Genomic DNA, 25,472 nt, shown 5'->3' with positions numbered 1-25,472 from the left:
GTGGGTACCGGGAACGGAAATGAGAGATTCTGATGAATCATTGCTGGTTAAACATCACGGGGGATCCTACGTTATGTTCCTCCCAACGGATCTAACCAGTATCCGAGAACTTAGGAACGCCCTGAGAAATTCTCTTTCAGAGAATTCTTTCGCCAAAAAAGATATTACACAGATCGAATTAGCCGCCGACGAGGCCCTCACGAACTCAATTTCGGCTAACGTCAAAGTCAGTTCGGACGAAACAATCATCTGTCGATGGGTGATTCAGAATAGTAAATTCACTTTGTGGATCATGGACTATGGCTCCGGTCTCAAAGCTGAAAAATTAGAATCGCTTACGACTTCTTCCGAACCTTCCAACCTCAAAGACTATATCAGTTGTATCCAAAAACACCAAGAAAAGAAATGTGAAGTTCTTCCCTGGAAAGGATCTCAAGTTCCTCACAGAAATATCGGAAGAGGATTGCAGATCATTCAATCTTTGATGGATACGTTTAAGATCATGTATCACTGCGGAGAAGGAAAAATTTCTCTCAATCCGGATGAAAAGAATATTCAAGGTTCCATCATCGAACTCGGATTCGACGCCTCTAAACATCCCGCTTAAAAATGACTCTGAATGAATTCGCAAAGCAGGTGCTCTACGGCGCCGGCCTCGAAGATAAATTATTCTCCCCTATAATTCCGCCGGAAGATGTTCGATCATTCGAAATTTCTAATTTACCAAATCTTCCAATTCGTGAAAAAAAAATTCAAATCAGCGATCATAAAAGCAAGATCCCCAGATTGGAACAATTGTTTCTGGATGAGAATCGATACGTTACTCTTCATCATTTTGCCAATCACGAGTTGATGGCGATCGAACTCTTTGCTTACGCGATTCTTAAATTTCAAGAAGCGCCTTCTTCAGTCCGTTTTGGTTTGTATCGAACTCTTTTGGAAGAACAGAATCATCTCCGGCTTTATCTTTCGGAAATGAAAAACGGAGGAATGGAACTCGGAGATCGGCCGCTTAATTATATTTTTTGGAAGCAAATTCCAAGAATGCAAACGTTAGAGAAGTTTTACGCAATTATGGCAATTTCTTTCGAAGGGGCGAACCTCGACTTTTCAAAAATCTATACGATGGCTTTCGAGCGATTCGGTGATACACAAAAGGCCGAGATCATGAAGAAGGTCTACGAAGACGAGATCAAACACGTACGTCGCGGGTATCAATACATTCGAAAACAAATGCCCGATTCTAAAAATGAATGGGAACACTATCTTTCTCTCATCGAATTTCCTTTTACACCTCGAAGAGCGAAAGGATATCATTACTTTCCGGAAACGAGGATCGAAGCGGGTTTTTCGCAGGAATTTGTAACAGAATTGGAAAGATACGAAGATGAATTTACGGGACGAGTGAATTCTCGAATTTTGAAAGAGGTTCTAGATCTAAATTAGGGGCATCGGAAAATCATAGACAGGCTTTTTTCCCTCCCGGATTCTGTTATCGAACCATGAATCCAGTCGTATTTCGTTTTCAAAAAATTCTTCAATTATTGATTTTGATTTTTATCGCGATGAGTTGTTCCTCAAAAACTCCTTCCGATTCCCGAATCGTAGAATTGTTGTTATCCCCTTCCGATCAAAAGAACCCCGACGTCGTCCTGAAAAAGGTGGGAAACCTCGACGAAGATCAGGATTTAGAATCTTTCGCTCTGGTTCGAAACGGAACCGAGGAAGTTCTGGGCGTTTTCAAAAAGAAAAACGGCGAATGGTCTTTGATAAATAAATTTTCCTTTTCCCTTTTGAACATCGGCCCTCTTCACTACGACGCGTCCAAGAACTCTTGGCTTCCGGGCGACGGTGAAAACCCTCAAACAAAGGAAGCCGGTTTTGTAGTTAAGAGAATTCTAATGGAAGAACTTCCGGGCGACGGGTTCAATTCTCTCTTTTTAGAAGTGTTAAGCGAAGAGCCGCCTCTCGGACTTTTTTCGGTTCCTTACGGTATTCGAAAAGGACAAAAAATTTTGGACGGTCTCTTGTCTCTGAAAGATCATGAATTTCTAATAAAGACAAAACGAATCGACTTTGATTACAATAAAACGGAAAAGAATATAACGATCTTTCCGTCGAATCGAAGTTACGCGCAAAATTTTATTTTCAACGGTTGGGAAATGGTTCCCGATATATCAAGGGTAGCCGTACCCGCGCTTCTTTCTTTGGAAGCCCCTATAGAATGGAAAAAGGGCGTTCCCGGCGAAACCGTTCTCTGGTTTAAGAATCGAGGTTCTTACGCAGGAACGACGTATCTTTCTCTTTCGTTTCCGGATGGAGGAAAGGTGAGTATCGATACTACGAAAGAGGGACAAAGAATCTATTCGCCCGGTTCTAGCATTTTTTCATCCGCAGGTAAGTATATCAATTCTGCGGTTCCGCTCGTTGAAATTACAAAAGACGGATGGGGAAGAAATCATAAATACGGAATTCGTTTTACCATAACTCCGGAGAAGGACGGAATTCCGACCATTCTATTTCGATCTTCTACTCGTATGGGACGAGATGTCGTAAATCTTCCGAACCAATTCGGTTCCGTACAAAAGCAAACAGACCAACAGGGTTTTTCCGCTTACAGGTTGGAGTTGATTCCAAAAAAAGAATGAGCGATTTGGCCCTTAAAAAATTAAAAGCGGCGAGAGCCGAAGTTGTTCGCGCACAAGTGGAACGATTTCGAGTTTTTTATGCCAACTACTTTCATCTGGAAGAAACCATTCCTATGGTGGAATATTTCTTTGAGAAGATTTATAACTTAGATGGAAGAGACGTTTGGTTACAACTCGCGATGGACACATACCAAAAAGTAAAAGGTATGATGAAAGAAAGTTCGAGAGAGAATATTGAATATCTCATCGAGCTGAACAATCTCACCGAAGAAATGGATACCATTTTTGCAAAACATCTCGTGGATGCGGGTTGGGACGGGAAACGTCTCACAAGAGAAGAATACGATCTTCACTACGGTCAAATGGGCCATTATAAAGATAGAATCAGACAACTTGAAATCGTTCTTCGCAACCTGAAAGTTTTTTACGAGCTCGCACACAAACCGATCAGCGCGTATCTCATTCGTCCTGCTCGATTTATGGCCGGAATGCTCGGGGTCTCCGCTCTTTTTCAAAGCGTGGAAGAAGCGTATAACGCAACACTACCGGTTTCCTCCAACATCTTTAATTCTTTCTATGAAGAAGTGGAAAAGAGAGAGACCGAATACATTGAATCATTGCTCGGCAATCATCGGAAGGAAGCTTGAGTCGTTTTCGAAGACAGCTTTTGGAAAGAGGGCGTCGTAAGGACGAATCTAACGAAAACCGCGAACGCTGGTTGTTGACTTACGCCGACATGATTACTTTACTCTTGGGTTTGTTTATCATTATGTATTCGATTTCCCAGGTGGATCAGGTCAAATTGAAGCAGGTCGCGGACGTGATCCGAGGCGGATTCGGTTTAGGAGAATCTTTTTTTCAAGGAAGTACGGTCTCCATCGAAGAAGATCCTTTGTTGCAACCGAGAACCCAACTCTATCGTTTTTGGGAACGGGTCAGCTATGCTTTGAAAAAACTCAAAGAGAAAGCAAAACTCAATATCGGAATTCAAGAAACCGAAGAAATCAAGATCGTCCTTTTCGGATCTTCTTTAGGAGAAGGTCAATTCCGACCGGACGAAGACATGACTTTTGCGTTTCAAAAAATATCGGAACTCTCCGGAGCGATGGACGTTGATATCGTTTTAAAAGTGCAAATTCCTTATGGAAACGAAGCCGCACAAAAAGGTTTTAGAAACGCCTGGGAATACAACGCATACAGAGCCGAACTCATCGCGGATGCTCTATCAAAAAATTATAAAATCCCGAAAGATAAAATTTCTATCGAAGCGTCCAGCGCCTACAAAGCAATTGAGAATTCCTCTTCCACGCCCGAGGGAAAGGCTTCGGGAGAAAGAGTTGAAATTTTTATTCGTAAAAAATCGGAACACTGATCGAGAAACTATGAAACAAAAATACAGAAGTTTTCTATTGAGCATTCTTGGAGTTTTTTTTATTCTTAACTTCGCGTTCTGCAAAAAGAATTCCTTACCGCAAGGAATCGTAGACGATAAGTGGAGAGAGGAATCTTCCGAATTGGTCTCATCTTATTGTCAAAAACTTGCGAGCTGCGCCGAAGAGTCCTCTAAGAATTTAAAAGATTCTACAAAGAGCCTGATCCAAGAGAGACTCAATCCCGCAAACTGCGCTGGAAAATTTCGCAAATCGAACGCGTATCTACTCGCCAATGAAGATTCTGAAAAAATTAAAAAGGCGGTTCGAAATTGTTTTCAAATCGTCGCAAGTGAGCCCTGCGAAAAAATTCAAAGCGGTGTGTTGAAACTTTCGGAAGACTGTAACGAGCTTCAAACGATTCAATCCAAACGATAACTCGTCAAATCTATGTTAGGCGGTTACAAAAGACTCAATCGATACGATAAAAAACTTCTCAGAATATTAAAGCTGGGAGGCAAACTCGCTAGTTTGAATCAGATCGGATTTTCGAGAAAAACCGCGGAAGGTTTTCGATTTCCGATTCATGCACTTCGGCTTGGAACCGAAAAAGGTCTCAAAGAACATCCCGTTGGAATCGTTGCAGGAGTTCACGGTTTGGAGACCATCGGGATTCTTATCTTACTCGATTTTTTAGAATATATCTTACATCCCGATTCAACCGGATATCTTCCCGAATTGAAGAAAGGAAAATTGGGAATCGTGATCTTGCCGATCGTAAATCCTGGCGGCGTCGTTTTAAAACAAAGATCGAATCCTGCCGGAGTCGATCTTATGAGAAACTCGGGAATCGACGCCGTAAAAGCTCTGCCTTTTTTTGGAGGTCAAAAAATTTCTAAACGACTTCCTTACTATCGAGGTCAAGGATTGGAACCCGAATCAAGAGCCTTGTTTCGATTGGTTCAAGAATCTTTTTTTGACGTGAAAGATGCGATCATGCCCGTTCTTGATCTTCATTCCGGCTTTGGAACGGTAGATAATGTTTGGTGGCCTTATGCTTATACAAAGGCTCCCTGCCCCGATACTCCTTTATATCAGAAGATTGGAGATCATCTCAAAAATCACTGCGGTCATATTCATTTTCAATACGGACCTCAAAGTGAAACCTACACTACTCACGGGGATCTCTGGGATAAATTTTACGATCACTATCTTGAATATCACAAAGAAGAATCATCTTGGAATTCTAAATTTTTACCACTAACGCTTGAAGTTGGGACTTGGTCCGATATAAAGGAAGATCCTTCTAAGTTGTTTCGAAAAAGAGGAATTTTCAATCCTGCTTCGTTTAACAAAATTGAAACAGTGGGAAGATACAGAGGTTTTTTAAGGGATTTTGTAAAGCTTGGTATTACAAAGCCAAAAGACTGGGAACTTGATTAGAATCTCTCTTCTTTTTTGAATGTTTATTTTAACAAAGGTCGTTTGCTGAAAATGACTTTTGATCGGATTTGATTTCCGGAGAAGGTGGGATTTTTAGAAAATATTTTCTTTCACTCGGTCGACTGTAGCGGTTTGATCTCATCCACAAAATCTATAATTTTTCCTAAACCCGATTCGAAAACTTCGGTCTCGGTCAACAAGCTAAGAATGATTCTTCCTGTCTTATCAGTATCCGGAAAGCCGAACATTTCTCCCGCATGAACATATACTTTTTTTTCTTTTAATAAACGAAGTGAAAATTGATCTTCCGGAAAAAAATCCTTACTTTCTAAAATACAATACCAGCCTGCTTTAGGAAGGTCACAGTTGATTCTTTGCGCGATCTTTGGTTCGGAGAGGACTTGTTTTAATATCGTAAGATTTCTCTGAATTCTTTTCAGAATTTGAGATTGGATCATCGTTCTCCATTTCATCAGATCGGAAAGAACGTTTTGAACCGGCGTATTTACGGAAAGATAAGTGTCCGAGATTAATTCGAGAAATTCTTTTGTTTTCTTTTTCCAATCGGAAGGACCGCTGAGAAGAATCCAAGATAGTTTCATTCCGGGCATTCCTAGGATTTTAGATAATCCGTTTACGGAAATCACCGGCGTTTCGAAATCGATCAAAGTAGAATGGGATTCTCCATCATATACGTAATCCGAAAAAACTTCATCTATAACCAAAGGAATATTATAAATTACTAATTCATTCTTCATTGATTCAAAATCGGCACGACTGAATACGGATCCGGTCGGATTGTTAGGACTAACGATCAAAAGAAGTTTACTTTTCGCCAAATCCTTCGGCTCTAAATCGGTAATTTTCAGACTCCAAAAATTTTCTTTTTTTGTGTAATAGGAAATCGTCTGAAGACCTTCCATCGCGGAAAGAAATTCAAACAAAGGATATCCCGGTGCCGGGATTAAAATCGAATCCCCGGCGTCACAAAAGAGTTTGAATAAATAAGAATAGGCTTCGGAGGAAGAGGAAACTAAAAACAAATCTTCGGGATCGATTTGTAATCCTTTGGATCGATAGTAATCACAAATCACGTTACGCGCTTCGAGGTTCCCTTGCGGATCGGGACTATAAGTGATTAGATCGCTTGTATGAAAACTATGACGGATCGCTTCCTCTGGATATTGAAATCCGGCCTGGGTCGGATTGGAGGTTGTTAGATCGATATAAGGAATTTTCTTTTTTTTTAAGTCGGAAAGGATTTCCCCGAATTCATTTTCTCCGTCTTGAAAAGAGAAACGCGCGCTAAAACGAAATCCTTTTTTCATGGCGAACCGTTTCTAAATCTTTGAACCAAAAAGAGAAGGATCGAAATCAAGACGCTGATTAGGATCGAAGTGGAAAGAGGAAAATAGAATTTAAAATTTTCCTTCTCAATTCGAATATCCCCGGGAAGTTTCCCCAATTCGTTTAAAAACGGGAGTTTATTTCCATAAAGAAAAAAGATTCCGAGGAGTAAAAACAAAACGCCTAGGATGAGAAAGGGTTTTCCGAAGGATTCCATTTGCTTTCTCGATCTTATTTTGTTTAACGATTCAGTCAAGGAGCATTCGAGTTGAACGCTGGAGTCTTAGACGTATGCGAATTGTATGATATTATTTTCGAATCGGAACCGCTTCTACCGTATCCAAGTGAATATGAATGTCTTTTTCAGAACTCAGCAGCGGTATATGAGTTTTAACAAAAACTTCACCGGATCTTACAATCGCAACTTTATCCTTAGTCAATTCCATATTAATTTTAAAATACATATCCTTCACGCCGAACTTCCATTTGGAGGTTGTTCCTTCTATATAGTATGGACGTAGGGAATTTTTATCGTAATAAATTTTTCCTTTGAAGTGGCGGGGAGAAAGCTGAAGAGGAGTCACATCGACCACGTAACTTTCTCGGTTTTTAAAAATGATCGGTCCTTTGATTTGTACGGAATAATGATCTTCGGACTGATCGTCAAAGATTGGATAGGTGGGGGATGATTTTTCCGGCTCGTAATCTTTTGGCGGAAGACTTTCTCCGTTCTTAAAATAACTAAGGACCACGATGACCGGTCGATCGTAGTAATATTCAACTCTTCTTGTAGTGACCTTTGAAACGGAGATTTGTTTTCCGGTTTTCGAATCAGTTTCTGTGATCGTCAAGTCTCGCTTATAGTCGATCCCCTTAAACTTCGCGATGGCATTTCTAGAATTTTGTCTGATCCTTTCGACGACCTGACTCAGGTCTTGTTTGGGTGTAGGCGTTGCAGAAAGATCGTATGATTTTCCTGTTATAATATAAAAGAATAGGATTAGGAGCGTTGTCCCTTTCTGGAAGCGAAAAGTTTTCATGATTGTTTGCAGATGACGGAGCAAAATGTTAAGCCTTCCCTTTTCAAATGCAAGAAATTATTGTTTCTTGCATTCTAATTTGAGATCGACTGAAAGAGAAGATAAAGATTTGGAATTCCCTTACCTAAGGAATCTGATAAATAAAATTCTTTGTGTCAATTTGCCGGCGCGGAGAAATCTTCGAGAATAAATTTGGCCGCTTGTTTGCTGAACGCCATAATCGTATAACTTGGATCCACCGAAACTCCCGTAGGGAATACACTTGAGTCGGAGACATAGAGATTCTTTAGTCCGTGAACTCGGTGTTTCCAGTCGACCACGGAGCGAGAAGGGTCTTGTCCCATTCTACAGCCGCCCGCGGGATGCGGCGCGGCCATCATCATCGACGCCGGGCTTAATTCGAGTTGATCTACTTTGTCAATTTCTTTCTCGGATTCGATCTTTGTTCTTTTTAGATCCGGAAGTAGAATCCATTTCGCTCCCGCTCGCAAATTCAACTGAACCTGTTTGCGGATACAATCTCGAAGAAAGGCTTTTGTCAACTTACCGAAGTTATACGTTACAGTTCTTTTACCGGAAGAATTTACGGAAATATTTCCGAGTTCCGAAGGAACGTCGTCGATCCATCCGATCGTTCCTCCAAAATGAGGAAGAATTTTCATCATCTCTCTGTGTTCGGATCCGAAGCCCGGAATCAATGCCGCAAGACTTCCCGGTTGTAGTTGATTTGCCATGATCAGAAATCCGCCTTCGACATACTGTCCTTCTTTAAAACGGGCCAGTCGAAATTCTTCCACACCGAATGCGGACGGGATGTTTCTCCATTGTAGGATCGGTTCGTCGTAGATCGCGTGAACGAAAGGAGATGGGTTTATGGCGAGATGTTCCCCGAGCGCCGGCAATTTATTTTTCCATCCGTTTCTGAGTAAGAATGTGGAACTTCCGAATCCTCCGGCAGCGATCGCGAAAACAGGAGCTTCAAATTTTAGAGTGATCCCGGATTCTTTTCCGGAAGGACGATCCATCATCACCGCTTCTAAAAATTCTACTTTATCTCCTTTGAGTTCTAAGCGAACGGCTTTGCAGTCCGCGTAGATATCCGCCCCGTAAGCCATTGCCTTTGGAATGTGAGTGACCAACTGGCTTTGTTTCGCGCCGAACATACATCCTTGCATACAGTGACCGGACTTTTGGCAATTTTTTCTTGCCTGAGGAACCGGGTTGCCTTCCCATCCAAGGGACTTGCACGCCTTTCGGACGAGCAGATTCATTTTATTATGATATTCTTCTTTAGCAGGATGTACGTTGAGAGTTTCATCCAATTCTTTCCAATAAGGATTGAGATCTTCGGGAGAATGTCCGTGAACTCCGTATTCTTCCTTCCAAAGATTTAACCGATCATCCGGAGTTCTGTAGCTGTCTGCCCAATAGTGAACCGATGCACCGCCAACGTTCTTTCCATACACTAGATTGATGGTTCCGGATCCATCGGTGGCCATATTTCTTTCGGCAGAAACTTTTCCGGCCATATTCAGCTCGTGATTGTCAAAGGTTCCGGTATGGTAGTAGCCGCCTTCTTCAATGAGGACTACTTTCTTTCCGTTTTTTGAGAGTTCGTAAGCGAGAGTGGAACCGCCGCAACCGGTCCCGACGATCACAACGTCGGCTTTGATGGTTCTTGAATCACCGAGATTCTTCCATTCGTAAACGCGACCGCTCATGATTCCCCCAAAATTTTCTTATAATAGATTCTGGATTCGCTTAATTTTTCAGGAGGATTGGCAAAAGGTCCGTCATACGAAATCGCTTTGAACGAAGACTCGTGTCCGTAATACATCAAAAAGATGGGCATTTTAAGATTTGCTAATGCAGCTCGAATCGTATCCGATTCCGTCGTTTCCTGGGAATGTAAAAATCTCTTTCTGTTTTCTTCGTTTAATCTGGAAAATCGACTCCAGTATCCGCTAACGAGGGGAAGGTATTCTAAGATAAGAATGAGAGATTTAAAATCATCGGTAATGCCGGGATCAACGAAGAAAAATTCTTCGTCCAGCCTTCGAATGACTTCCGCCTTTTCTATATCGGGGAATCCGTTTTCAGGAGGTAAAAGGGTTTGAGAATAAGCCGTTAAAAACTCGGCTTCCGATTCTGAAAAAAATAAAGTTTTTGGAACTGCGACGGAATGCGATCCGCGAAAGAGCAGGGTCCCGATGCCGACACTCAGCAAACCTCCGAGACCAAAGCCGAAGAGTTTGCGTCTAGAGATTTTTTCTGAAAACACGTTCATCGTTCCGTGAGTATTCTAATATTAGAATCGGTGTCAATTCTGAAAACAGGGTTGACGAAACAATCGTTCGATTAACTTTGTAAAGCATGGCTGACAAAAACGACAAAGTCAAACAAAACGCTCCCGGTAAATATTATATCGATAACAGCTGTGTTCCGTGTAACGATTGTGTGGAAGAAGCGCCTATGCTTTTGAAATATACGGACGACGAATCTAAAGTTTACTTTCATAGACAACCGACAAACCCGGAAGAAGAAGTAGCCGCAAAAAAAGCTATGGAGATCTGTCCCGTGGAAGCGCTCGGAGACGACGGAGAATAAGATTCTCAAATAAGCCGAACTTAGCATTGAGTTCGGCGAACGTCGTCCTCAAATCCTCTCCAATCTTTATTTTTCCATTTCACATTTTTCAATTAAGAATCTAACCGCCTTTCCTAAACCCGAATCAACTCCGAAACGTCCTTCCCTTGATTTTGTAAATCCCGTTTAATGATTGCAAATCGTTCGCATTGGATTTGAATCCTAAGCGTTTGTAATTGGTTTTTACGTTCACGATAGAATCGAATTCTTTCTTTTTTAAAAAACGTAAATTCTTAAAAGAATCCGTCCTATTTTGCCTAATCATCTTTTGCAAAACGAGAGGATTCCTAAATTCGTTTTTGTATGGATTGTTATTTGTATAAAAAGTTTATTTTCGGGTAACGAACGGCGGAACCTATTTTGAGCGAATTGAATATTCAATCTGAAGAATTTTATAAACTATTGGTTAAAAGAAGTCCGGAACTGATTTGTTATCACAAACCGGACGGCACTTATATCTATGTCAGTCCAATCGTAACTTCGATGTTAGGTTATCAGCCGGAAGAATTGATCGGAAGAAATCCTTATGATTTTTTCAATCCGTTGGATAAGGAACGTATATTTAAAAATTCTCATGAACCGATTCAAAAAGGCTCCAGCTTCGGACATATAGAATATCAGTTTCTTAAAAAAGACGGGAGATATGTGTGGTTACAAACGATCTCACAGCCGGTTCTCAACGAAAAAAAGGAAGTAACCGGTATTCTTACCAGCTCAAGAGAATATATAGGATTGACTTCGATCGTAGATGAAAGTGAAAAGAAACAAGCGTTAGAGGAAGTTCGTTTATCAGAAGAAAAGTTTTTTAATGCTTTTTATTATTCCGGCGTCGGTATGGCTTTGGTTTCTCTGGATGGAAAGTGGTTGGAAGTCAATCCTCATCTTTTGGACATTCTCGGATATACAAGAGAAGAACTTCTGAAGCTTACGTTCCAAGACATCACACATCCGGATGATTTGCAGGAGGATCTAAATCTTGTTCAAGAGGTCCTGGATGGTAAAAGGGAAAGTTATAAACTGGAAAAGCGATACTTTCATAAGAATGGAAGTACGATCTGGATTCTTCTGATCGTATCGATCGTAACGGATCCCAAAAAGAAACCCCTGTTTTTTATTTCCCAGATTCAGGATATTACGGATCGAAAAAACATGCTTTCTGCTTTAATCGAAAAAAACGAAATGTTACAAGCTTTAAGTAATCGCCTAACGGAAAGAAACGTTCAACTGGAAGAATTCAATCAGATCGTGTCGCATAATCTTCGGGCTCCGATCGGAAATATTTTTACTTTAGTCAATATGCTTTTGGAAAAGGACGCAACCGACAAAGAGGATCTTCTTCAATCTCTTGAGATCAGTGCGAACGATTTGATGTCGACTTTGAACGACATTGTCGAAGTGATCAAAATTAGAAAAAATCTAAATATAGATAAACAGATGGTTTCTTTTCAGGAAGCTTTTTTGAAAGTAAAGAATCTACTTTCCGCGCAGATTAAGGAAGTTAACGCCGAAATCAAATTTGATTTTACAGCGGCCCCGGAGATTCTTTATCCTAAGGTATATTTAGAAAGTATACTTTTGAATTTACTAAGTAATTCCCTGAAATATTCTGATCCAAGTCGTAAATTGGAAATTTCCTTCGTCTCATTTGTCGAGGATCATAGAGTTTTCTTAGTGGCTCGTGACAACGGACTCGGAATTGATCTTCGAAAGTACGGACATCAGATTTTCAAAATGAATAAAACGTTTCATCGTGAAAAAGAGGGGCAAGGAATCGGCTTATTTATGACAAAGAATCAAATCGAATCTTTGGGGGGTGAAATTACTGTGGATAGTACGATCGGGCGGGGAACCGCTTTTGTCATAAATTTTAACAAATACAATGATTTTGAACAACGATAATATGAATTTCTGGTTAATAGATGATGATACCATTTATATCATGATTGCAAAACGATTCTTAGCGAAAGACGGAAGGACAAAAAAGTTAAGGGACTTTCAAGACGGTGAAGTCGCGTTAAAACAACTTCAAACCTTATCTACAAATTCGGAAGAACTTCCGGATGCGATTCTTTTGGATATCAACATGCCGTTTATGGACGGTTGGCAGTTTTTAGACGAGTTTAAGAAAATCCAAGGCGGTCTTGCTAAGAAGATTACCATCTTTATGGTTAGTTCTTCCGTGGATGAAAGAGATATCGTTAAAGCAAATTCTTTTCCGGAAGTAAAGGGATATCTTTCCAAACCGCTTACACAAGATCATATTCAAAGGCTTTATAACGATTTAACGTAAGCTCTGATCCAAGCCTGAGTTTTTTGCAAATACACTTTTGTTTTTACCTTGGGTTGATAATCTAAAATTGATTCTGCCTTTTCGATAGAAACCGCATTCTCTAAGAATAAAACTCACTCCTTCCGCGGTGGCACGGGTTCTTTCCCGATCGATTTGTAAAAAATTCCCATCACAAAGATCAAAAACTTTTAACAATCAGGCCGATGCGGAAAGAGGTTTGGAAAGTTCTGCGGCGTCCGCCAATTTGTAAAAGCATTCTTTAAAATTTAGATTCACTTTTCTGAATTCCTCTAAGGAACCACCTTCGCGTACGATGCCCGCCGTATGAATTATGTAATCGGATTCGGAAACGGCTTCTCACAAAGCCTGGGGATCGCCGGTACTTCCTTGGATAATAGTAAAACCTTCTTTGCGAAGAGTTTCGACTCTTGTAGGATCGAGTTCGATTCTTCGAACATAAACTTCTCGTTTTTTTACAATTTCAGCGAGGCGTTTTCAGATAAACCGCCCATTCCCATGATCCAGGCGGTTTTTCCTTTTAGATTGATTACTCTCCCTGACCTAAGGAGAATGCTCGTTTTCCATTGAAGTAGTAAAGATTTTCAGTTTTCACTGAATCGAATCCTGCTTCGTCCAATTTCAAAAGTAACTCTGCGATTTGTTTATGTGCAATCGGATAGTATGTAGGATTTTCATGATGTACTAAAGCTTCTTTGTTTACGAATCGACATCTCCAATGATCGGTTAAGAAGGTTTCCGGTTGTCCGTCCGGATACACTTTCACGCCTCGATTTGTGATGAGTTTTAGTTTTAGATCGCCCGCGATCAATTCCAATTTTTTTCCGAGTTCATTCGGATCATTTCCGATCCAATCCAAGAATACATCGGTTCCAACCAATTCCTTTTTCTGAACGATTCTCTTATATTCAGGAATTATAATTTTCTTTGCTTTTCCAAAAGAAACTGGTTTGAATTTTTCGGGAAGATGTCCCAAGTTTCCGACCACTGCTTCCGCGAATTCTTTAGTCCCGACCTTGATTCTACTCACACCGGGTTTAAAAATATCTCCCGTATGAATTCCTTCTTCGATCGTTAATAACCAGGCGTTGTTGATCTTTGCGGCAATATCGGGTTGTCCGATGTGAACCAGCATCATCACGGCGGCATTGAGAAGTCCGGACGGATTTGCAAGATTCTTACCCGCGATATCCGGGGCGGATCCGTGAATCGCTTCGAACATAGAAACAATTTCACCGATATTGGAAGATCCGGCCATTCCTACCGATCCGGCGATCTGTGCAACGATATCCGATATGATATCTCCGTAGAGATTCAAGGTTACTACGACGTCGAAGTTTTGAGGTCTGTCAGCGAGGTTGGCCGCTCCGATATCGATAATTTGCGAATTGGATTCGAGGTCGGGATATTCTTTTGCAACTTCTTTGAAGATATCATGAAACAATCCGTCGGTCTGCTTCATGATATTATCTTTTACCATGGCGGTTACTTTTTTGCGACCGTAAGCCTTTGCGTATTCGAAAGCATAACGAATGATTTTTTCGGAGCCGGGACGGGATATCAGCTTGAGACATTGGACCGTGTCGTTTGTTTGCTGGTGTTCGATCCCCGTATAAAGGTCTTCTTCGTTTTCGCGGATGATCACGATATCTAAAATGGGATGTTTGGTTTCGACATAAGGATAAAGAGAAAAACAGGGTCTAACGTTTGCGAAAAGGCCTAACGTAGTTCTCACGGTAACGTTTAAACTTTTGTAACCGCCGCCTTGTGGAGTAGTAATCGGGGCCTTTAAAAAAACTTTCGTCTGTCTTAAGATGTCCCAAGCTTCCGGTTTGATTCCCGAGGAATGTCCCTCTTTGTAAACTTTTTCTCCGATCTGAATTTCGATCGGTTCGATCTTGGCTCCCGCCGCGTTGAGAATTTTGAGAGTCGCGTCCATAATCTCAGGACCGATTCCATCACCGTGAGCGATTGCGATTTTAGTTTTTTCGGACATTCTCGTCTCCTAATACTTCAAATAGAAAGAGAATCGAGAGAGAGGTCAATTCCCTTCCTGCGGGCTCGTATTGAAAGGGAAGAAAATGTGAATTGAGAGGAGGCCATCCCTTTCGGGATGAAAATTCCGAGACTGAGAAAGGAGAATTTTGTAATGAAAAATAAAGGAATTTCGAATCGAAGAATCGGTCTTATTCGATTTCGAAGTCAGATTCCGAATCCACAAGAAATTCTTCGCGGGAATAAATAAGTTCCATCACGTCGTCCATCCAATCCGGCGTGCCGTGATTTGGATCTCCGAAAGGATCATTCGCTCTATATTGTCTCATGATTTCGCTGTGCTTCTGAATTTGGTCTCTTGTGCTTGCGTTCATATTAGAATTGTCGGTTGAAACGGCCTTTAAATGACAGAATTTGGTAAGAATAAATAATTTCTTTCTAAAAGTACAAGAGAAATTCTGTTTATTTTTGCAATAGTTTAAACCGAAGTTATGTTTTAATCGTCGCTAGGTTATCGAGAAAGAAGGGAAATGCGGAGCCTAACGAGCGTCAGACTCCGGAGGTAATTCTTAGAACAGTTCGTTTCCTTTGAAAAAGAAAGAAATTTCCAAGGCCGCGTTATCATCGGAGTCCGATCCGTGAACTGCGTTTGCTTCTTTGCTTTCAGCAAAAAGAGCACGAATGGTTCCTGCCGCCGCTTCTTTCGGGTCGGTCGCACCGATTACATCTCTCCAGTGAAGAACGGCGTTCTCTCTTTCGAGAGCGGCCGCTACGATCGGACCGGAAGACATGTATGTGCAAAGGTCGTTGTAGAACGGGCGAGCGGAGTGAACCTTATAGAATTGTTTTGCATCTTCGAGGGATAACTTGAGGTATTTTAAACCCAGGATTTTGAATCCTTCTTTTTCAATTCTTGCGAGAATATCTCCAACGTGTTTGTTTTTAACACCGTCGGGTTTGATCATGATAAACGTTCTGGACATTTTTTTTCCTTATTGAGAGAGTTTTTTAAGTAATGCTTTGCTGACAATTCCGGGAACTTGATTGCTTACGTCTCGTCCGTGTCTTGCAACTTCCTTCACGATCGTCGACGAAATGAAAGAATACTCGTTTGAAGACATCAAAAAAACGGTTTCCACTTCAGGTGCGAGTTTTTTATTCATTAAAGAAATTGCATATTCGTAATCAAAGTCGGTAACGGCTCTTAAACCTCGAATGATGCTGGTCGCTCCGACCTTGGCACAATAATCGACGGTAAGACCTTGGAACGTATCGATTTCCAGGCCTTTCATTCCTTTTGTAACTTCGCTGATAAACCCGAGTCTTTCCTCGATCGAAAACAAAGTCGTCTTGTTTGAGTTTACGGCGATCGCAATGATCACCTTGTCAAACAAGGCCAGAGATCGATGTAGAATATCCAAATGCCCGTTTGTCAACGGATCGAAGGAACCCGGATAAATCGCGACTCGATTCATTTTTTCCGAAGCCTAGCCGTTTCTTGCGCTGGGAGTCCGTAGATATTGATAAAACCTTCCGCGTCTTTTTGGTTATACAATTCTTCTTTTTCAAAGGTTGCCATTTCGGGATTGTAAAGAGAAACTGATGATTTTCTTCCCACAACGGAACAAGTTCCTTTGTACATTTTCACCTTTACGGTTCCGGTTACGTATCTCTGTGTTTCGGAAACAAAAGCGCGAACCGCCTTCATTCTGGAAGAGAACCAGTGTCCGTTGTAGATGAGTTCCGCTAATTCTATGGACAACTTATCTTTATGATGTTGTGTATCTCTATCGATCGTGATGGATTCTAAATCTCTATGAGCAATGAATAATACGGTTCCGCCCGGAGTTTCGTAGACGCCTCTCGATTTGATACCAACGAGTCTATTTTCCACGATATCAACTCTTCCCACTCCGTGTTTACCCGCGATCGTGTTTAGCGTTTCCATTACTTCGAGAGGATTTAATTTTTTGCCGTTGACCGCGACGCAGTTTCCTTCTTGAAAATCGAGTTCTACGTATTCGGGAGAGTCCGGAGCCTTTTCGGGAGAAGTTGTCAAAAGAAACATTTTCTCATCGGGTTCTCTATAAGGATCTTCTAATATGCCGCCCTCGTAGGAAATATGCATTAGATTTCTGTCCATGGAATACGGTTTTTCAGCCGTAACGGGAACTGGAATTCCTTTTGACTTAGCGTATTCGATGAGATCGGCTCTTCCGCCGAATTCCCAAATTCTCCACGGAGCGATGATAGTTTTTTCGGGAGCCAAGGACTTAACTCCGAGTTCGAAACGAACCTGATCGTTTCCTTTTCCGGTCGCTCCGTGAGCGAATGCGTCCGCGCCTTCTTTTTCGGCAACTTCTACCATGGCTTTTGCGATCAGAGGTCTTGCTAAAGAAGTTCCTAAAAGATAACGCATCTCATAGAGGGCGTTGCCTTGAATGGCTGGAAAAATAAAATCTCTCGCGAATTCCAAACGGAGGTCCTGGATGTAGACCTTGGAAGCGCCGGTTTTAATTCCTTTCTCTTCCAATCCGGAAAGTTCTTCTTTTTGACCTACGTCCGCGGTAAAAGCGATTACTTCGCAGCCGTATGTTTCTTTCAGCCAGGTTAGAATTACGGATGTATCCAACCCGCCTGAGTAAGCTAGGACGATTTTCTTAACTGGTTTGCTTTGCGCCATTCTGAGAACACTGAAATTCGGTCCAGGTCTGTGGACAACCGGATTTTCCTGATTCTGAAACACGATTTAAGGATCTCAGAAAGTTTACGGATGTAAAAGGGAAGAATCAAGATTCTAAAATGATTCTTCAACTGCCGGTAAGAACCGGCAATCGAATGTTTTTGAAAGTCAGTAACAACCTCTTCCAAGAGACGTAATGTCCACCGTCCAATCTGCGCTCGAATTTTGTTTTTGAATCGTAAAATCCGAATCGTTGCAAGTGCTTGAGGAACCGTCCGCGGATTTCCGTTTCATATCGCCTTGGTATCGATACCAGAATCGTTCTCCGGAACTTCCAAATTCTCCATCGTCGATTTTGAGATCGGAAAAAGTATATTCTCCCGAATACTTATCGTTGAGGGCTTTGAGAATGATCTCTTTTACCTTTGGTTTTGCCGGAGCCGCTTGATCCCCGCCGGCCATCTTTTCAACGTTACCAACTCCGACTTCGGAAAAATTCCACTGATTGGATTTGCTGAGAATGTAATTTGCGCCCGCTTCGAATTTTGTTTTGGCGCTTCCCTTTTTAGAAACTACGATAAAAGGAATTTTATATTTTGTTTCTACGACCTTCCCCTTGGCGTCCGTCTTTTCTAAGATAACGGGTTCTCCACCGCTTTCGATGGATTCGATCGTTTCACCTTTGTATTTTTTATTCCAGTGAGACCGTAGATCCGCTTTTGCTTTTTCTTCACTCGGTGGCGCCGGAGTCTCCGAATAAATTGCCGTCGTAAATAAGACAACCGCCAAACAGAACGCTAAATGTCTTTTCATAGTTTCTCCAAAGATAGAATTTTCGGAAATGAATTCCGTAACGAGAAAGAATAGACGAATTATTTTAGATTTCAATCCAGGAATTGAAATTTATAAATTATTTATTAAACGGCCAGAGGAGAAAATTTTACCGCGGACTTTTCTAAAGCCGAGTTTTCGCCTGATAGGAACGGAGTACGGACTTAAAGTACGGTGCAAGCCGTCTTTTTAGAAAAACACTTTTTCGGAAGAAATGAAGGAGGAAGAGAATCGATCCAAAAAATATAACGCGGACAAAAATTTAGAAATTCATCTCATTCGACAAAAAAGATTTTTTCTTCCGATCTCAGACTAAAGGACTGTTTCGGTTTAAAATCCACCCAAGAGTTTTGATAATAAATAAGAAAGAATTTATATTCTCCCGAGCGCGGGAAAAGAATCAGATGATTCGGTCGCAAAAAATCCTCTCTTTGATCGATCTCCGAGAGCAGTTGAGAACGATTTCGATTGAGCACGAGGATCGATGATTTTTCAAAAAGAGTTTCATCAATTCCGTCGTATCCTTCCGGATCCAGGAGTTTTTTGGAAAGAGAGCGTTTTGGAATTTTAGAATTCGGGATCCAACACGCTGAAACGACGCGTTCCAAAAATTCTCCCGGAAGTAAAAGGTTTAGATTTTTTTCGTAGTAATTTCGCGTGGGCGGTTGAGCGGGCGGGCCATAATAAGAACGGAGTTCTTGGGTTTTTGCGTCTTCAATTTCCAATCTGAAATGAGGACCGCCCCAACCGATCGTCTGAGGAAACGTAGCAATCTTCGGATAAATTTCTATCGGATCCTTTGTAGGATTTTCAAAACGGATTTTAAATTCCAAATCAAAGACTTCCGAAGAAGGAAAATTTTTTCCTGAAGTTTCGAAAAGAAGGATCAATGAGTTCATTATGATTTTATAATGCGGATAGGATCAGACGGCTTCGGCCCATTCTTTGATTTTGCGAAGAATCAAGACCATCGCGTATGTATCCAACTTGCAGTATTGAATCAGATTTTTTTCGATCTCTTGTTTTTCGGAATCGGAAAGTGATTCCGTTTTGACTCTTAAGAATTCGGAATTTGCCATTTGACCGGATTTGATTCCAAGATCCTTATACGACTTTCCCGTGATCACGGGAAGAATCGTTTTTAAAGAGGTGCTTCCCTTTTGATCGGGATGATAGTAATCGTATTCCCAAAACGGTTTTGCCAAATCTACAAAGTCGTCTTGGATCGTTTTGAGCCAAGGTTTGTATTCGGGAAACGCAGTCGCCGATTCTTCCAGACATCTTCTTTCAAACTTATCGTTAAAACAAAGAATCGTTCCGCCGGGCAACATCCACTGTTCCAGTTTTTCTAAGATTCCTTTTCTTGGATCCGTGATCCCGTCGTCGATATAAAACAAACTTTCCGGTTCTTGGGAAAGATCTTCACGAAGGATATGTAATGAAAATAAAAACGGAACGTGTTGGAACGGATAAGAATTCAGATAAACCGGAATCGGCGGATTGATCGATTCGAAATCCAAAAAGTAAATCGGATATCGAATCTTGCTCAAAAATTCGGAAAAAACTTTTTGATTAGTAAACGGTTTGCCCGTTTGCATGGCCTGTATCTGCGTTTTTTGACGGTGTGTAAGATTCTCCGTTTCTTGAATGTCCTTTAGATTTAAGATTCCTTTTTCGTAAAGTCTTCCCGATTCGTCTTTTCCTTCACGAAGCGTAAAGATATCCCCCGGAATCTTCGGCGTAAGACAGATTTCCGGATAAGAACAGTTTCTGGGATGGGAACACATTCGACTCATATAACGAGCGGGGCGGTTTTTTCTGGATAAAAGGTCGTATAAAGAATACGCGAGTTCCTTTGTTTCTTTATCTTTTAACGCCGTTTCCGCCGTTACATCCTTTCGTGTAAAAAATCCTTCGGCTTGAATTTTTCCTTCGTAAAAATACTTAGAATTTACGAAGATCAAAGTACATTTTGAAATCGGAAAACCAGCCTCTTGCGCGACGAACTTTTGAAATGCAATTTCTTGAATATGTTGTTTTTTGAATGAACTGGACGCCTTGAGGATGACAATTTCATAAGTTCCGGGTTTCTCTTGATTTGGAAGAATATATTCCGTCTTCATAGAAAATTTGTCAGTTTCCAAGCAGGCGGATCGAACTCCTTTTCCGGAATTCAAAATTCTTCTGGTTTCGGATTCGGAATATCGAACGTTTTTGGAATCCGGATAGAAAAGATGAGAAAGATCTCTAAGCGCGGATTTTTGTTTCGGAGAAATGTATTGGTATTCGTAAGGATCGAAGTCGGGACGAGGTTCGTAAGTATTTAACCAAAGATGGTATTCGCAGTGAAGACCGGTTGTGAAATGAGCTTTGGTGAGTTTTGGAATTTCCCCTTCCGGTCTTTTTAAAGACAGAAGGATGGAAACCCATTCCGGAAGAAACTTCCGAAACGGGTAAATCAATTTTAAAATCGAGTATCCCCGGCTGTTCAGGCCAGAAGAACCTTGATATCCTTAGGACTGGAAACCGCGTAGATTTTATTCTCGGAAGTTCCCATGTTTGCCTGAGTCAGTTTTTGACTCACGACACTCGGTCCAAAGTCGATACCGGTAACGTTAGGCGTGTTTACAAAAGTTTTTACGGCTTTGTCCCAATAAAGAGTTTTGATCAACATTTCTCTGAAGAGGGGAAGACCGATTCCGTCGTCGGATTGCATGTTTCTTCCGTCAAAGATCGAGAAGACGGGAGTTTTCAGATCGGAACCTTTAAAATCGAATCCGATTCTTTCCATATCCAAAGGAACGGTTTTGTTCGTATCTTCCATGTGAGGAGAATGAAAAGGGGCGGTCGTTTTCAGATAAACGAATTTCACTTTTTTCTCGTCCATTTCCGCTTTGAACTTTTTACGAAGTTCTAAAAGAGATTCCGGGGTTCCGGAAACGATGTTGGAATCCGGAGTGTTGAAAAGACTTACGTAAATGGCCTTACTTCCGCTAAGACCCAGAGCTTCGTTTGTTTGTTTTACTCTGTCTTCTAGTTCTTTTTGTAAATAACCGATTACCGCAACCATCGGTGAAGGTTGTTTGTCTCCGACTTCTTCGTTTGCTTTGATAAGAGCTTCGGAAGGATTGTAAGGTCCGACGAGTTCTTGCGCTCTATAGCCGATATACAAAACGAACTTTAAGAATTTTGCATATGCAGAATAGAAGTCGGCTCCTTCTTTACCGAGCGCGATCAGTGCGGAAGCGATAACTCCCTGGCTATGACCGGTGACTCCGATCGAATTGGAGATCAATTCGGAAACTGGAAACCCTTTGTTAGTGAACGCGACGTAGTTTGCGATTTGGGTAAGAAAGATTCCGACGATAGAAACGGGAGCGCTGCAGAGATAGTTTTCATCGGGAGCCGTATCGGGGTTTTTTACCCAGCTTTCGAAATCGTAACCGCCGTAGATGATCTTCTTATCTAGACTTGGAACTTCTTCAGCGATAGTTTTAAAAGAAATGTCGAAGAATTCTTTAAGAGACGGCTCGGATTCATAAAGTTTGGAGAGTTCTTTCAAGAACGGAGATCCTTGTCCTCCAAATTGCAGAAAGAGTTTGCCTCCTCCTGTCTTGACTTGAGTCAGAAAGTTTGCGATTGCCATGAACTTTTGTTTTCCTTAGGTGTTTAAGGATGGATCCCGTTTCATAGGTGGTTCCGCAATTCTTTTTTGCACGTTAGAGTTCTTAAGAGGATGAATTGACATAACTCTTTTCATTTTTAATGAGAAATCAGAATAATTTAAGAAAATTCGGCTCTTTTTAGAGAAGCCTCATCGATTTACTACGGCCGAGGAAGGATCGAATCTCCAGTAAAAATAAAATTGGCAGATAAGAAACGGGCGTTAGTTTTGCGAATCGTGGAACCCAAGTGGATCGAGTTGTATGGATATGCGAGTTCTCTTTGCGCCTTTTTGATCGGGGTGATGCTGGGAGTGAGTCGAAGGAATTCTCTCTCTTTAAAGATCGGATCGTTTCTTTTTATCTCGATCTCCATTTGGTTGGTACAGCTTCACCTTTTTATCTCGGGAACCTTGATTCGATTTCCGGAACTTGTCTTCTTACACGTTCCTTTTGCGATCTTTTCCGGTCCCTTGTTTTATTTGTTTATCCAATCCGTTTTTGAAGAAGAATTTTTGTGGAAGCGAACTCAGTGGATACATATCGTTTTCGTTTTGATCCTGTCTTTTTTCTTTCTTCCCATCGCTCTGATACCTAAGGAAGATAAGGTCGAACTCTTTCAAAAAAATCTTTCGGTGATATCTCCGGCTCTCAAATACTATATTCTATTTTTCTTAAATATGAGCTATATAGTTCCAGGAATATATATCGCGTTTTCATTTCGTTTATTATTGAACACGAGAATTCTTTTCTCGGCCGGGAAGGAGAAGGCACTTTTTGTATTTTATGTGATTCTTGGAATTTTTGCCGTCTCGATGTCGTTTACATTTTCCGGATTTAGAATGGACTTGACGTTCTTAAAAGCGATCGGGGCCGTAGGTTTTTCGACGGGAGTTTTTTTGGTTTTCATTCTTCTTTCCCGTTATCCGGACTTCTTAGATCTCGTAAGCAGAGATATTCGAGAGATTCAAAGAAAACAAAATCGAATCCATTCGGATCTTTCGGAATCCGCTTTGGAAAAAATAAAATATTTATTCGAAGTCGAAAAAATCTATCTCAACGACGATCTTTCATTGAAGTCCTTAGGAAACCGACTTTCCCTTCGGCCGGATCAACTTTCACAGGTAGTAAACGATTCTTATGGAATGAACTTCAATCGATTTCTAAACTATTATAGAATTCAGGAAGCGATTCGAATTTTAAAAGAAGATCCGGACGCGAAGATCATTCACGTTGCGATGAGTTGCGGATTTAACAGCAAGAGTTCGTTTAACGAATCCTTTCGAAGAGAAACGGGAACAACTCCGACTGAATATTTTAAAAAAAAGAGTATGGAATCATGAATCCCGTCGACTCAAATTGAATTTCACGTTATCTTCTCTTGCATGTCCAATGCAAACTTTGAGAATTATAAAAATCTCGCTCAGTTGTTTCGAGATTCGATTCAGACTAACAAAAACGAAAAATCATTTCTAACGAAGAATTCAAAGGGAATCTTTGAAGGCCCGACCTATGGAGAACTCTACGAAGACGCTTTGTCTTTGGCTTCTTACTTGATCGAAAAATGCGGTTTAAAGCCGCAGGAAAATGTCGCAATCATCGCGGACAATCGATTGGAATGGATCAAAACGGATCTGGCGGTTTTGTTTTCCGGAGCGGCCGATGTTCCGAGGGGAAGCGATGCGACCATACAGGATATGGAATACATTCTTTCCCACGCGGATTGTAGAATCGTCTTTCTCGAAAATCAGAACGTATACAAAAAATTGAATGCGATTAGGGACAAACTTCCGAAGTTGGAATTTGTCATTTTGATCGAAGGAACTCCCGAAATTTTTCGAGAAGGAAAAACGCTATCCTTTCGAAAAATTTTAGAGGAAGGAACTCAACTTTCCAAACAAAAGGTTTTGTCGAGGATCGACGAGATCGAATCGGAAGATCTGCTCACTCTGATTTATACTTCTGGAACCACGGGCAATCCGAAAGGTGTGATGTTGACTCACGCGAATATTCTTTCGCAAATTCGGAACATACCGTTGGGTTTAAAGAGGGAAGACAAAATTCTTTCCATACTTCCGGTTTGGCATATCTTCGAGAGAATTTTTGAAATCGTTTCCATCACTTTCGGTTGTAAGACCTATTACACAAATATTCGATCTCTAAAGGAAGATTTACAGATCGTAAAGCCGACGTTTATGGCTTCCGCGCCAAGGCTCTGGGAAAGTATCTTTCAAGGGATCCAATCCAAACTTCAAGGTATGGAAGGTGTTAGTAAATTGTTGTTTCTCGCTGCGCTTAAGACCAATCGAACTCGATATAGACACGGCTCGGTTTTAAAAAATTTAAAACTAAAAATGCTTCCTGACTCGTTGGCGATCTCATTTATTAAAAAACTTTATTCTTTTCTAATATTCTCCATCGTAACGGTTCCGGCGAAACTTTTGGATCGGATCGTTTTAAAAAAAGTAAGACAGGCGACAGGTGGAAATTTAAAGGCCAGCGTTTCCGGAGGAGGGGCGCTTCCAGAGCACGTAGACGAACTTTTTAACTCGATCGGAATTCCGGTATTGGAAGGTTACGGCTTAACCGAGACGAGCCCGATTCTTTCTATGAGAACTCCGGAGGAGCTGATCGTAGGAACGGTTGGAAAGATTTTTCCGCAGACTGAAATCAGAATCGTGGACATCAACACCGGGAAAAATATTTATCCGGGTTCCAATCCTTTCGGTAAAAAAGGGGAACTGATAGTACGAGGTCCTCAAGTTATGAAAGGTTATTATAAGAATCTCGAGGCTACCGAAAAAGTTTTACAAGACGGTTGGTTCAAGACGGGGGATCTCGCAGTACTAACCGCAAATTTTTGTTTAAAGATCGTGGGGAGAATCAAAGAAACAATCGTACTTTCTAACGGAGAAAATTTAGAGCCGGTTCCGATCGAAGCGAAATTGCAGGAATCCCCTTTTATCGAATCTTGTATGGTGGTCGGGCAGGATAAAAAATTTCCGGGAGTGTTGGTAGTTCCCAATTTTCAAAATTTAAAAGAATACGGTGGAGATCTCGCCGCCATTTGCAAACATCCGGAAGTAAAAACGTTAATCCGAACTGAAATTTCGAAGATGATCAGCGATCAAAACGGTTTTAAATCTTTTGAAAGAATCGGGGGTTTTAGTCTTCTTGATCGTTCTTGGGAAAAGGGAGAAGAGCTGACGGCAAAACTTTCTCTCAAGAGATTCTTGATTACCGAGAAATATTCCAAACAAATAGATCAAATCTATGAAAATGGAAAATAAAATTTTAGGTTTTATGCTGAGTTTAAGAATAAAACTTAACTTTCAGTTTCTTTATCATATCTTCCGCATTGAATCTCGATGGCTAAATATTATATTTTTATAAAGTATTTTTCATTTTATTTAAAGGAACTTTATGAGAATTGAATTCGATCAAAATCAGAGCTTCCATTAGGAAGCCCTCTTTTTTAAGAATGTGGATCGCTCTTTGT

Annotated in this window: 26 protein-coding genes; 12 read left to right on the top strand and 14 right to left on the bottom strand. The window is 41.0% G+C overall.

Features of this window, described 5'->3' with window-relative positions; translation table 11 throughout:
- Positions 1-19: 19 nt before the first annotated feature.
- From A0128_RS18575 to A0128_RS18545, 7 genes are all read left to right on the top strand, one after another.
- Positions 20-607, top strand: coding sequence for an ATP-binding protein (locus tag A0128_RS18575; protein ID WP_069608874.1), 588 nt, complete (start codon positions 20-22; stop codon positions 605-607).
- A gap of 2 nt (positions 608-609) precedes the next feature.
- Complete coding sequence (locus A0128_RS18570) at positions 610-1,446, top strand: DUF455 family protein (protein WP_069608873.1); 837 nt, start codon at positions 610-612, stop codon at positions 1,444-1,446.
- A gap of 119 nt (positions 1,447-1,565) precedes the next feature.
- The gene (locus tag A0128_RS18565) at positions 1,566-2,648 is read left to right on the top strand and encodes an LIC13341 family surface-exposed protein (RefSeq protein ID WP_173662798.1); all 1,083 of its coding nucleotides are present in this window, start codon (positions 1,566-1,568) and stop codon (positions 2,646-2,648) included.
- Positions 2,645-3,295 (top strand): FFLEELY motif protein, encoded by a 651-nt coding sequence (locus A0128_RS18560; RefSeq protein ID WP_069608872.1) that lies wholly within the window; start codon positions 2,645-2,647, stop codon positions 3,293-3,295. Before A0128_RS18565 ends, A0128_RS18560 begins: the two co-directional genes overlap by 4 nt.
- The gene (locus tag A0128_RS18555; protein ID WP_069608871.1) at positions 3,292-4,020 is read left to right on the top strand and encodes an OmpA/MotB family protein; all 729 of its coding nucleotides are present in this window, start codon (positions 3,292-3,294) and stop codon (positions 4,018-4,020) included. Before A0128_RS18560 ends, A0128_RS18555 begins: the two co-directional genes overlap by 4 nt.
- 10 nt (positions 4,021-4,030) lie before the next feature.
- On the top strand, positions 4,031-4,456 hold the full coding sequence (locus tag A0128_RS18550; RefSeq protein WP_069608870.1) for an LA_2478/LA_2722/LA_4182 family protein: 426 nt from the start codon (positions 4,031-4,033) through the stop codon (positions 4,454-4,456).
- 12 nt (positions 4,457-4,468) lie between these two features.
- Positions 4,469-5,461, top strand: coding sequence for a M14 family zinc carboxypeptidase (locus A0128_RS18545; protein ID WP_069608869.1), 993 nt, complete (start codon positions 4,469-4,471; stop codon positions 5,459-5,461).
- A 110-nt stretch (positions 5,462-5,571) separates the two neighbouring features.
- Here the strand turns inward: A0128_RS18545 and A0128_RS18540 are convergent, their stop codons facing one another.
- The 5 genes from A0128_RS18540 to A0128_RS18520 form a co-directional block, all read right to left on the bottom strand.
- On the bottom strand, positions 5,572-6,789 hold the full coding sequence (locus A0128_RS18540; protein WP_069608868.1) for a pyridoxal phosphate-dependent aminotransferase: 1,218 nt from the start codon (positions 6,787-6,789) through the stop codon (positions 5,572-5,574).
- Positions 6,786-7,025, bottom strand: coding sequence for a DUF2905 domain-containing protein (locus A0128_RS18535; RefSeq protein WP_069608867.1), 240 nt, complete (start codon positions 7,023-7,025; stop codon positions 6,786-6,788). The genes A0128_RS18540 and A0128_RS18535 overlap by 4 nt, the downstream gene beginning before the upstream one ends.
- A gap of 91 nt (positions 7,026-7,116) precedes the next feature.
- Positions 7,117-7,848: a hypothetical protein gene (locus A0128_RS18530; RefSeq protein WP_156781886.1), complete on the bottom strand. Its 732-nt coding sequence runs from the start codon at positions 7,846-7,848 to the stop codon at positions 7,117-7,119.
- Between the two features lie 155 nt (positions 7,849-8,003).
- Positions 8,004-9,569, bottom strand: coding sequence for an FAD-dependent oxidoreductase (locus tag A0128_RS18525; protein ID WP_069608865.1), 1,566 nt, complete (start codon positions 9,567-9,569; stop codon positions 8,004-8,006).
- The gene (locus A0128_RS18520; RefSeq protein ID WP_069608864.1) at positions 9,566-10,135 is read right to left on the bottom strand and encodes a hypothetical protein; all 570 of its coding nucleotides are present in this window, start codon (positions 10,133-10,135) and stop codon (positions 9,566-9,568) included. The genes A0128_RS18525 and A0128_RS18520 overlap by 4 nt, the downstream gene beginning before the upstream one ends.
- A gap of 86 nt (positions 10,136-10,221) precedes the next feature.
- On the opposite strand from A0128_RS18520, the gene A0128_RS18515 reads away from it, so the two are divergent.
- From A0128_RS18515 to A0128_RS18500, 3 genes are all read left to right on the top strand, one after another.
- A complete protein-coding gene (locus tag A0128_RS18515; protein WP_069608863.1) occupies positions 10,222-10,455 on the top strand; it encodes a ferredoxin in 234 nt (77 codons plus the stop codon).
- Between the two features lie 399 nt (positions 10,456-10,854).
- Positions 10,855-12,393: a PAS domain-containing sensor histidine kinase gene (locus tag A0128_RS18505; protein WP_069608861.1), complete on the top strand. Its 1,539-nt coding sequence runs from the start codon at positions 10,855-10,857 to the stop codon at positions 12,391-12,393.
- A gap of 1 nt (position 12,394) precedes the next feature.
- Positions 12,395-12,784, top strand: coding sequence for a response regulator (locus A0128_RS18500; RefSeq protein ID WP_069609400.1), 390 nt, complete (start codon positions 12,395-12,397; stop codon positions 12,782-12,784).
- A 547-nt stretch (positions 12,785-13,331) separates the two neighbouring features.
- On the opposite strand, the gene A0128_RS18490 is transcribed toward A0128_RS18500, so the two are convergent.
- The 9 genes from A0128_RS18490 to A0128_RS18450 all read right to left on the bottom strand — a co-directional run bounded on the left by A0128_RS18490 (position 13,332) and on the right by A0128_RS18450 (position 21,957).
- Entirely contained in the window at positions 13,332-14,798 is a 1,467-nt protein-coding gene (locus A0128_RS18490; RefSeq protein ID WP_069608859.1) for an NADP-dependent isocitrate dehydrogenase, read from the bottom strand.
- 190 nt (positions 14,799-14,988) lie between these two features.
- Positions 14,989-15,171: a hypothetical protein gene (locus A0128_RS18485; protein ID WP_069608858.1), complete on the bottom strand. Its 183-nt coding sequence runs from the start codon at positions 15,169-15,171 to the stop codon at positions 14,989-14,991.
- Positions 15,172-15,366: 195 nt separating this feature from the next.
- A complete protein-coding gene (locus A0128_RS18480) occupies positions 15,367-15,780 on the bottom strand; it encodes a nucleoside-diphosphate kinase (RefSeq protein ID WP_069608857.1) in 414 nt (137 codons plus the stop codon).
- 9 nt (positions 15,781-15,789) lie between these two features.
- Complete coding sequence (gene coaD / locus A0128_RS18475) at positions 15,790-16,272, bottom strand: pantetheine-phosphate adenylyltransferase (RefSeq protein WP_069608856.1); 483 nt, start codon at positions 16,270-16,272, stop codon at positions 15,790-15,792.
- Positions 16,269-17,480 (bottom strand): argininosuccinate synthase, encoded by a 1,212-nt coding sequence (locus tag A0128_RS18470; RefSeq protein WP_069609399.1) that lies wholly within the window; start codon positions 17,478-17,480, stop codon positions 16,269-16,271. The genes coaD and A0128_RS18470 overlap by 4 nt, the downstream gene beginning before the upstream one ends.
- Before the next feature lie 168 nt (positions 17,481-17,648).
- Positions 17,649-18,293 (bottom strand): hypothetical protein, encoded by a 645-nt coding sequence (locus A0128_RS18465; RefSeq protein WP_069608855.1) that lies wholly within the window; start codon positions 18,291-18,293, stop codon positions 17,649-17,651.
- Between the two features lie 293 nt (positions 18,294-18,586).
- Positions 18,587-19,144 (bottom strand): hypothetical protein, encoded by a 558-nt coding sequence (locus A0128_RS18460; protein WP_245667176.1) that lies wholly within the window; start codon positions 19,142-19,144, stop codon positions 18,587-18,589.
- Between the two features lie 90 nt (positions 19,145-19,234).
- Entirely contained in the window at positions 19,235-20,488 is a 1,254-nt protein-coding gene (locus tag A0128_RS18455) for a DUF2779 domain-containing protein (RefSeq protein WP_245667260.1), read from the bottom strand.
- A 311-nt stretch (positions 20,489-20,799) separates the two neighbouring features.
- Entirely contained in the window at positions 20,800-21,957 is a 1,158-nt protein-coding gene (locus A0128_RS18450; protein WP_069608854.1) for an ACP S-malonyltransferase, read from the bottom strand.
- A gap of 219 nt (positions 21,958-22,176) precedes the next feature.
- Between A0128_RS18450 and A0128_RS18445 the strand changes: the two genes are divergently transcribed.
- Together A0128_RS18445 and A0128_RS18440 are read left to right on the top strand one after the other, a co-directional pair.
- Positions 22,177-23,316: an AraC family transcriptional regulator gene (locus tag A0128_RS18445; RefSeq protein WP_156781885.1), complete on the top strand. Its 1,140-nt coding sequence runs from the start codon at positions 22,177-22,179 to the stop codon at positions 23,314-23,316.
- A 42-nt stretch (positions 23,317-23,358) separates the two neighbouring features.
- The gene (locus tag A0128_RS18440) at positions 23,359-25,263 is read left to right on the top strand and encodes an AMP-dependent synthetase/ligase (RefSeq protein WP_083244181.1); all 1,905 of its coding nucleotides are present in this window, start codon (positions 23,359-23,361) and stop codon (positions 25,261-25,263) included.
- Positions 25,264-25,472: the final 209 nt, after the last annotated feature.

Origin of the sequence: Leptospira tipperaryensis, assembly GCF_001729245.1 — a bacterium.
Taxonomy (GTDB): domain Bacteria; phylum Spirochaetota; class Leptospiria; order Leptospirales; family Leptospiraceae; genus Leptospira; species Leptospira tipperaryensis.
The sequence above is the reverse complement of the archived record's forward strand: the minus strand, read 5'-3'. Positions and strand labels throughout refer to the sequence as shown.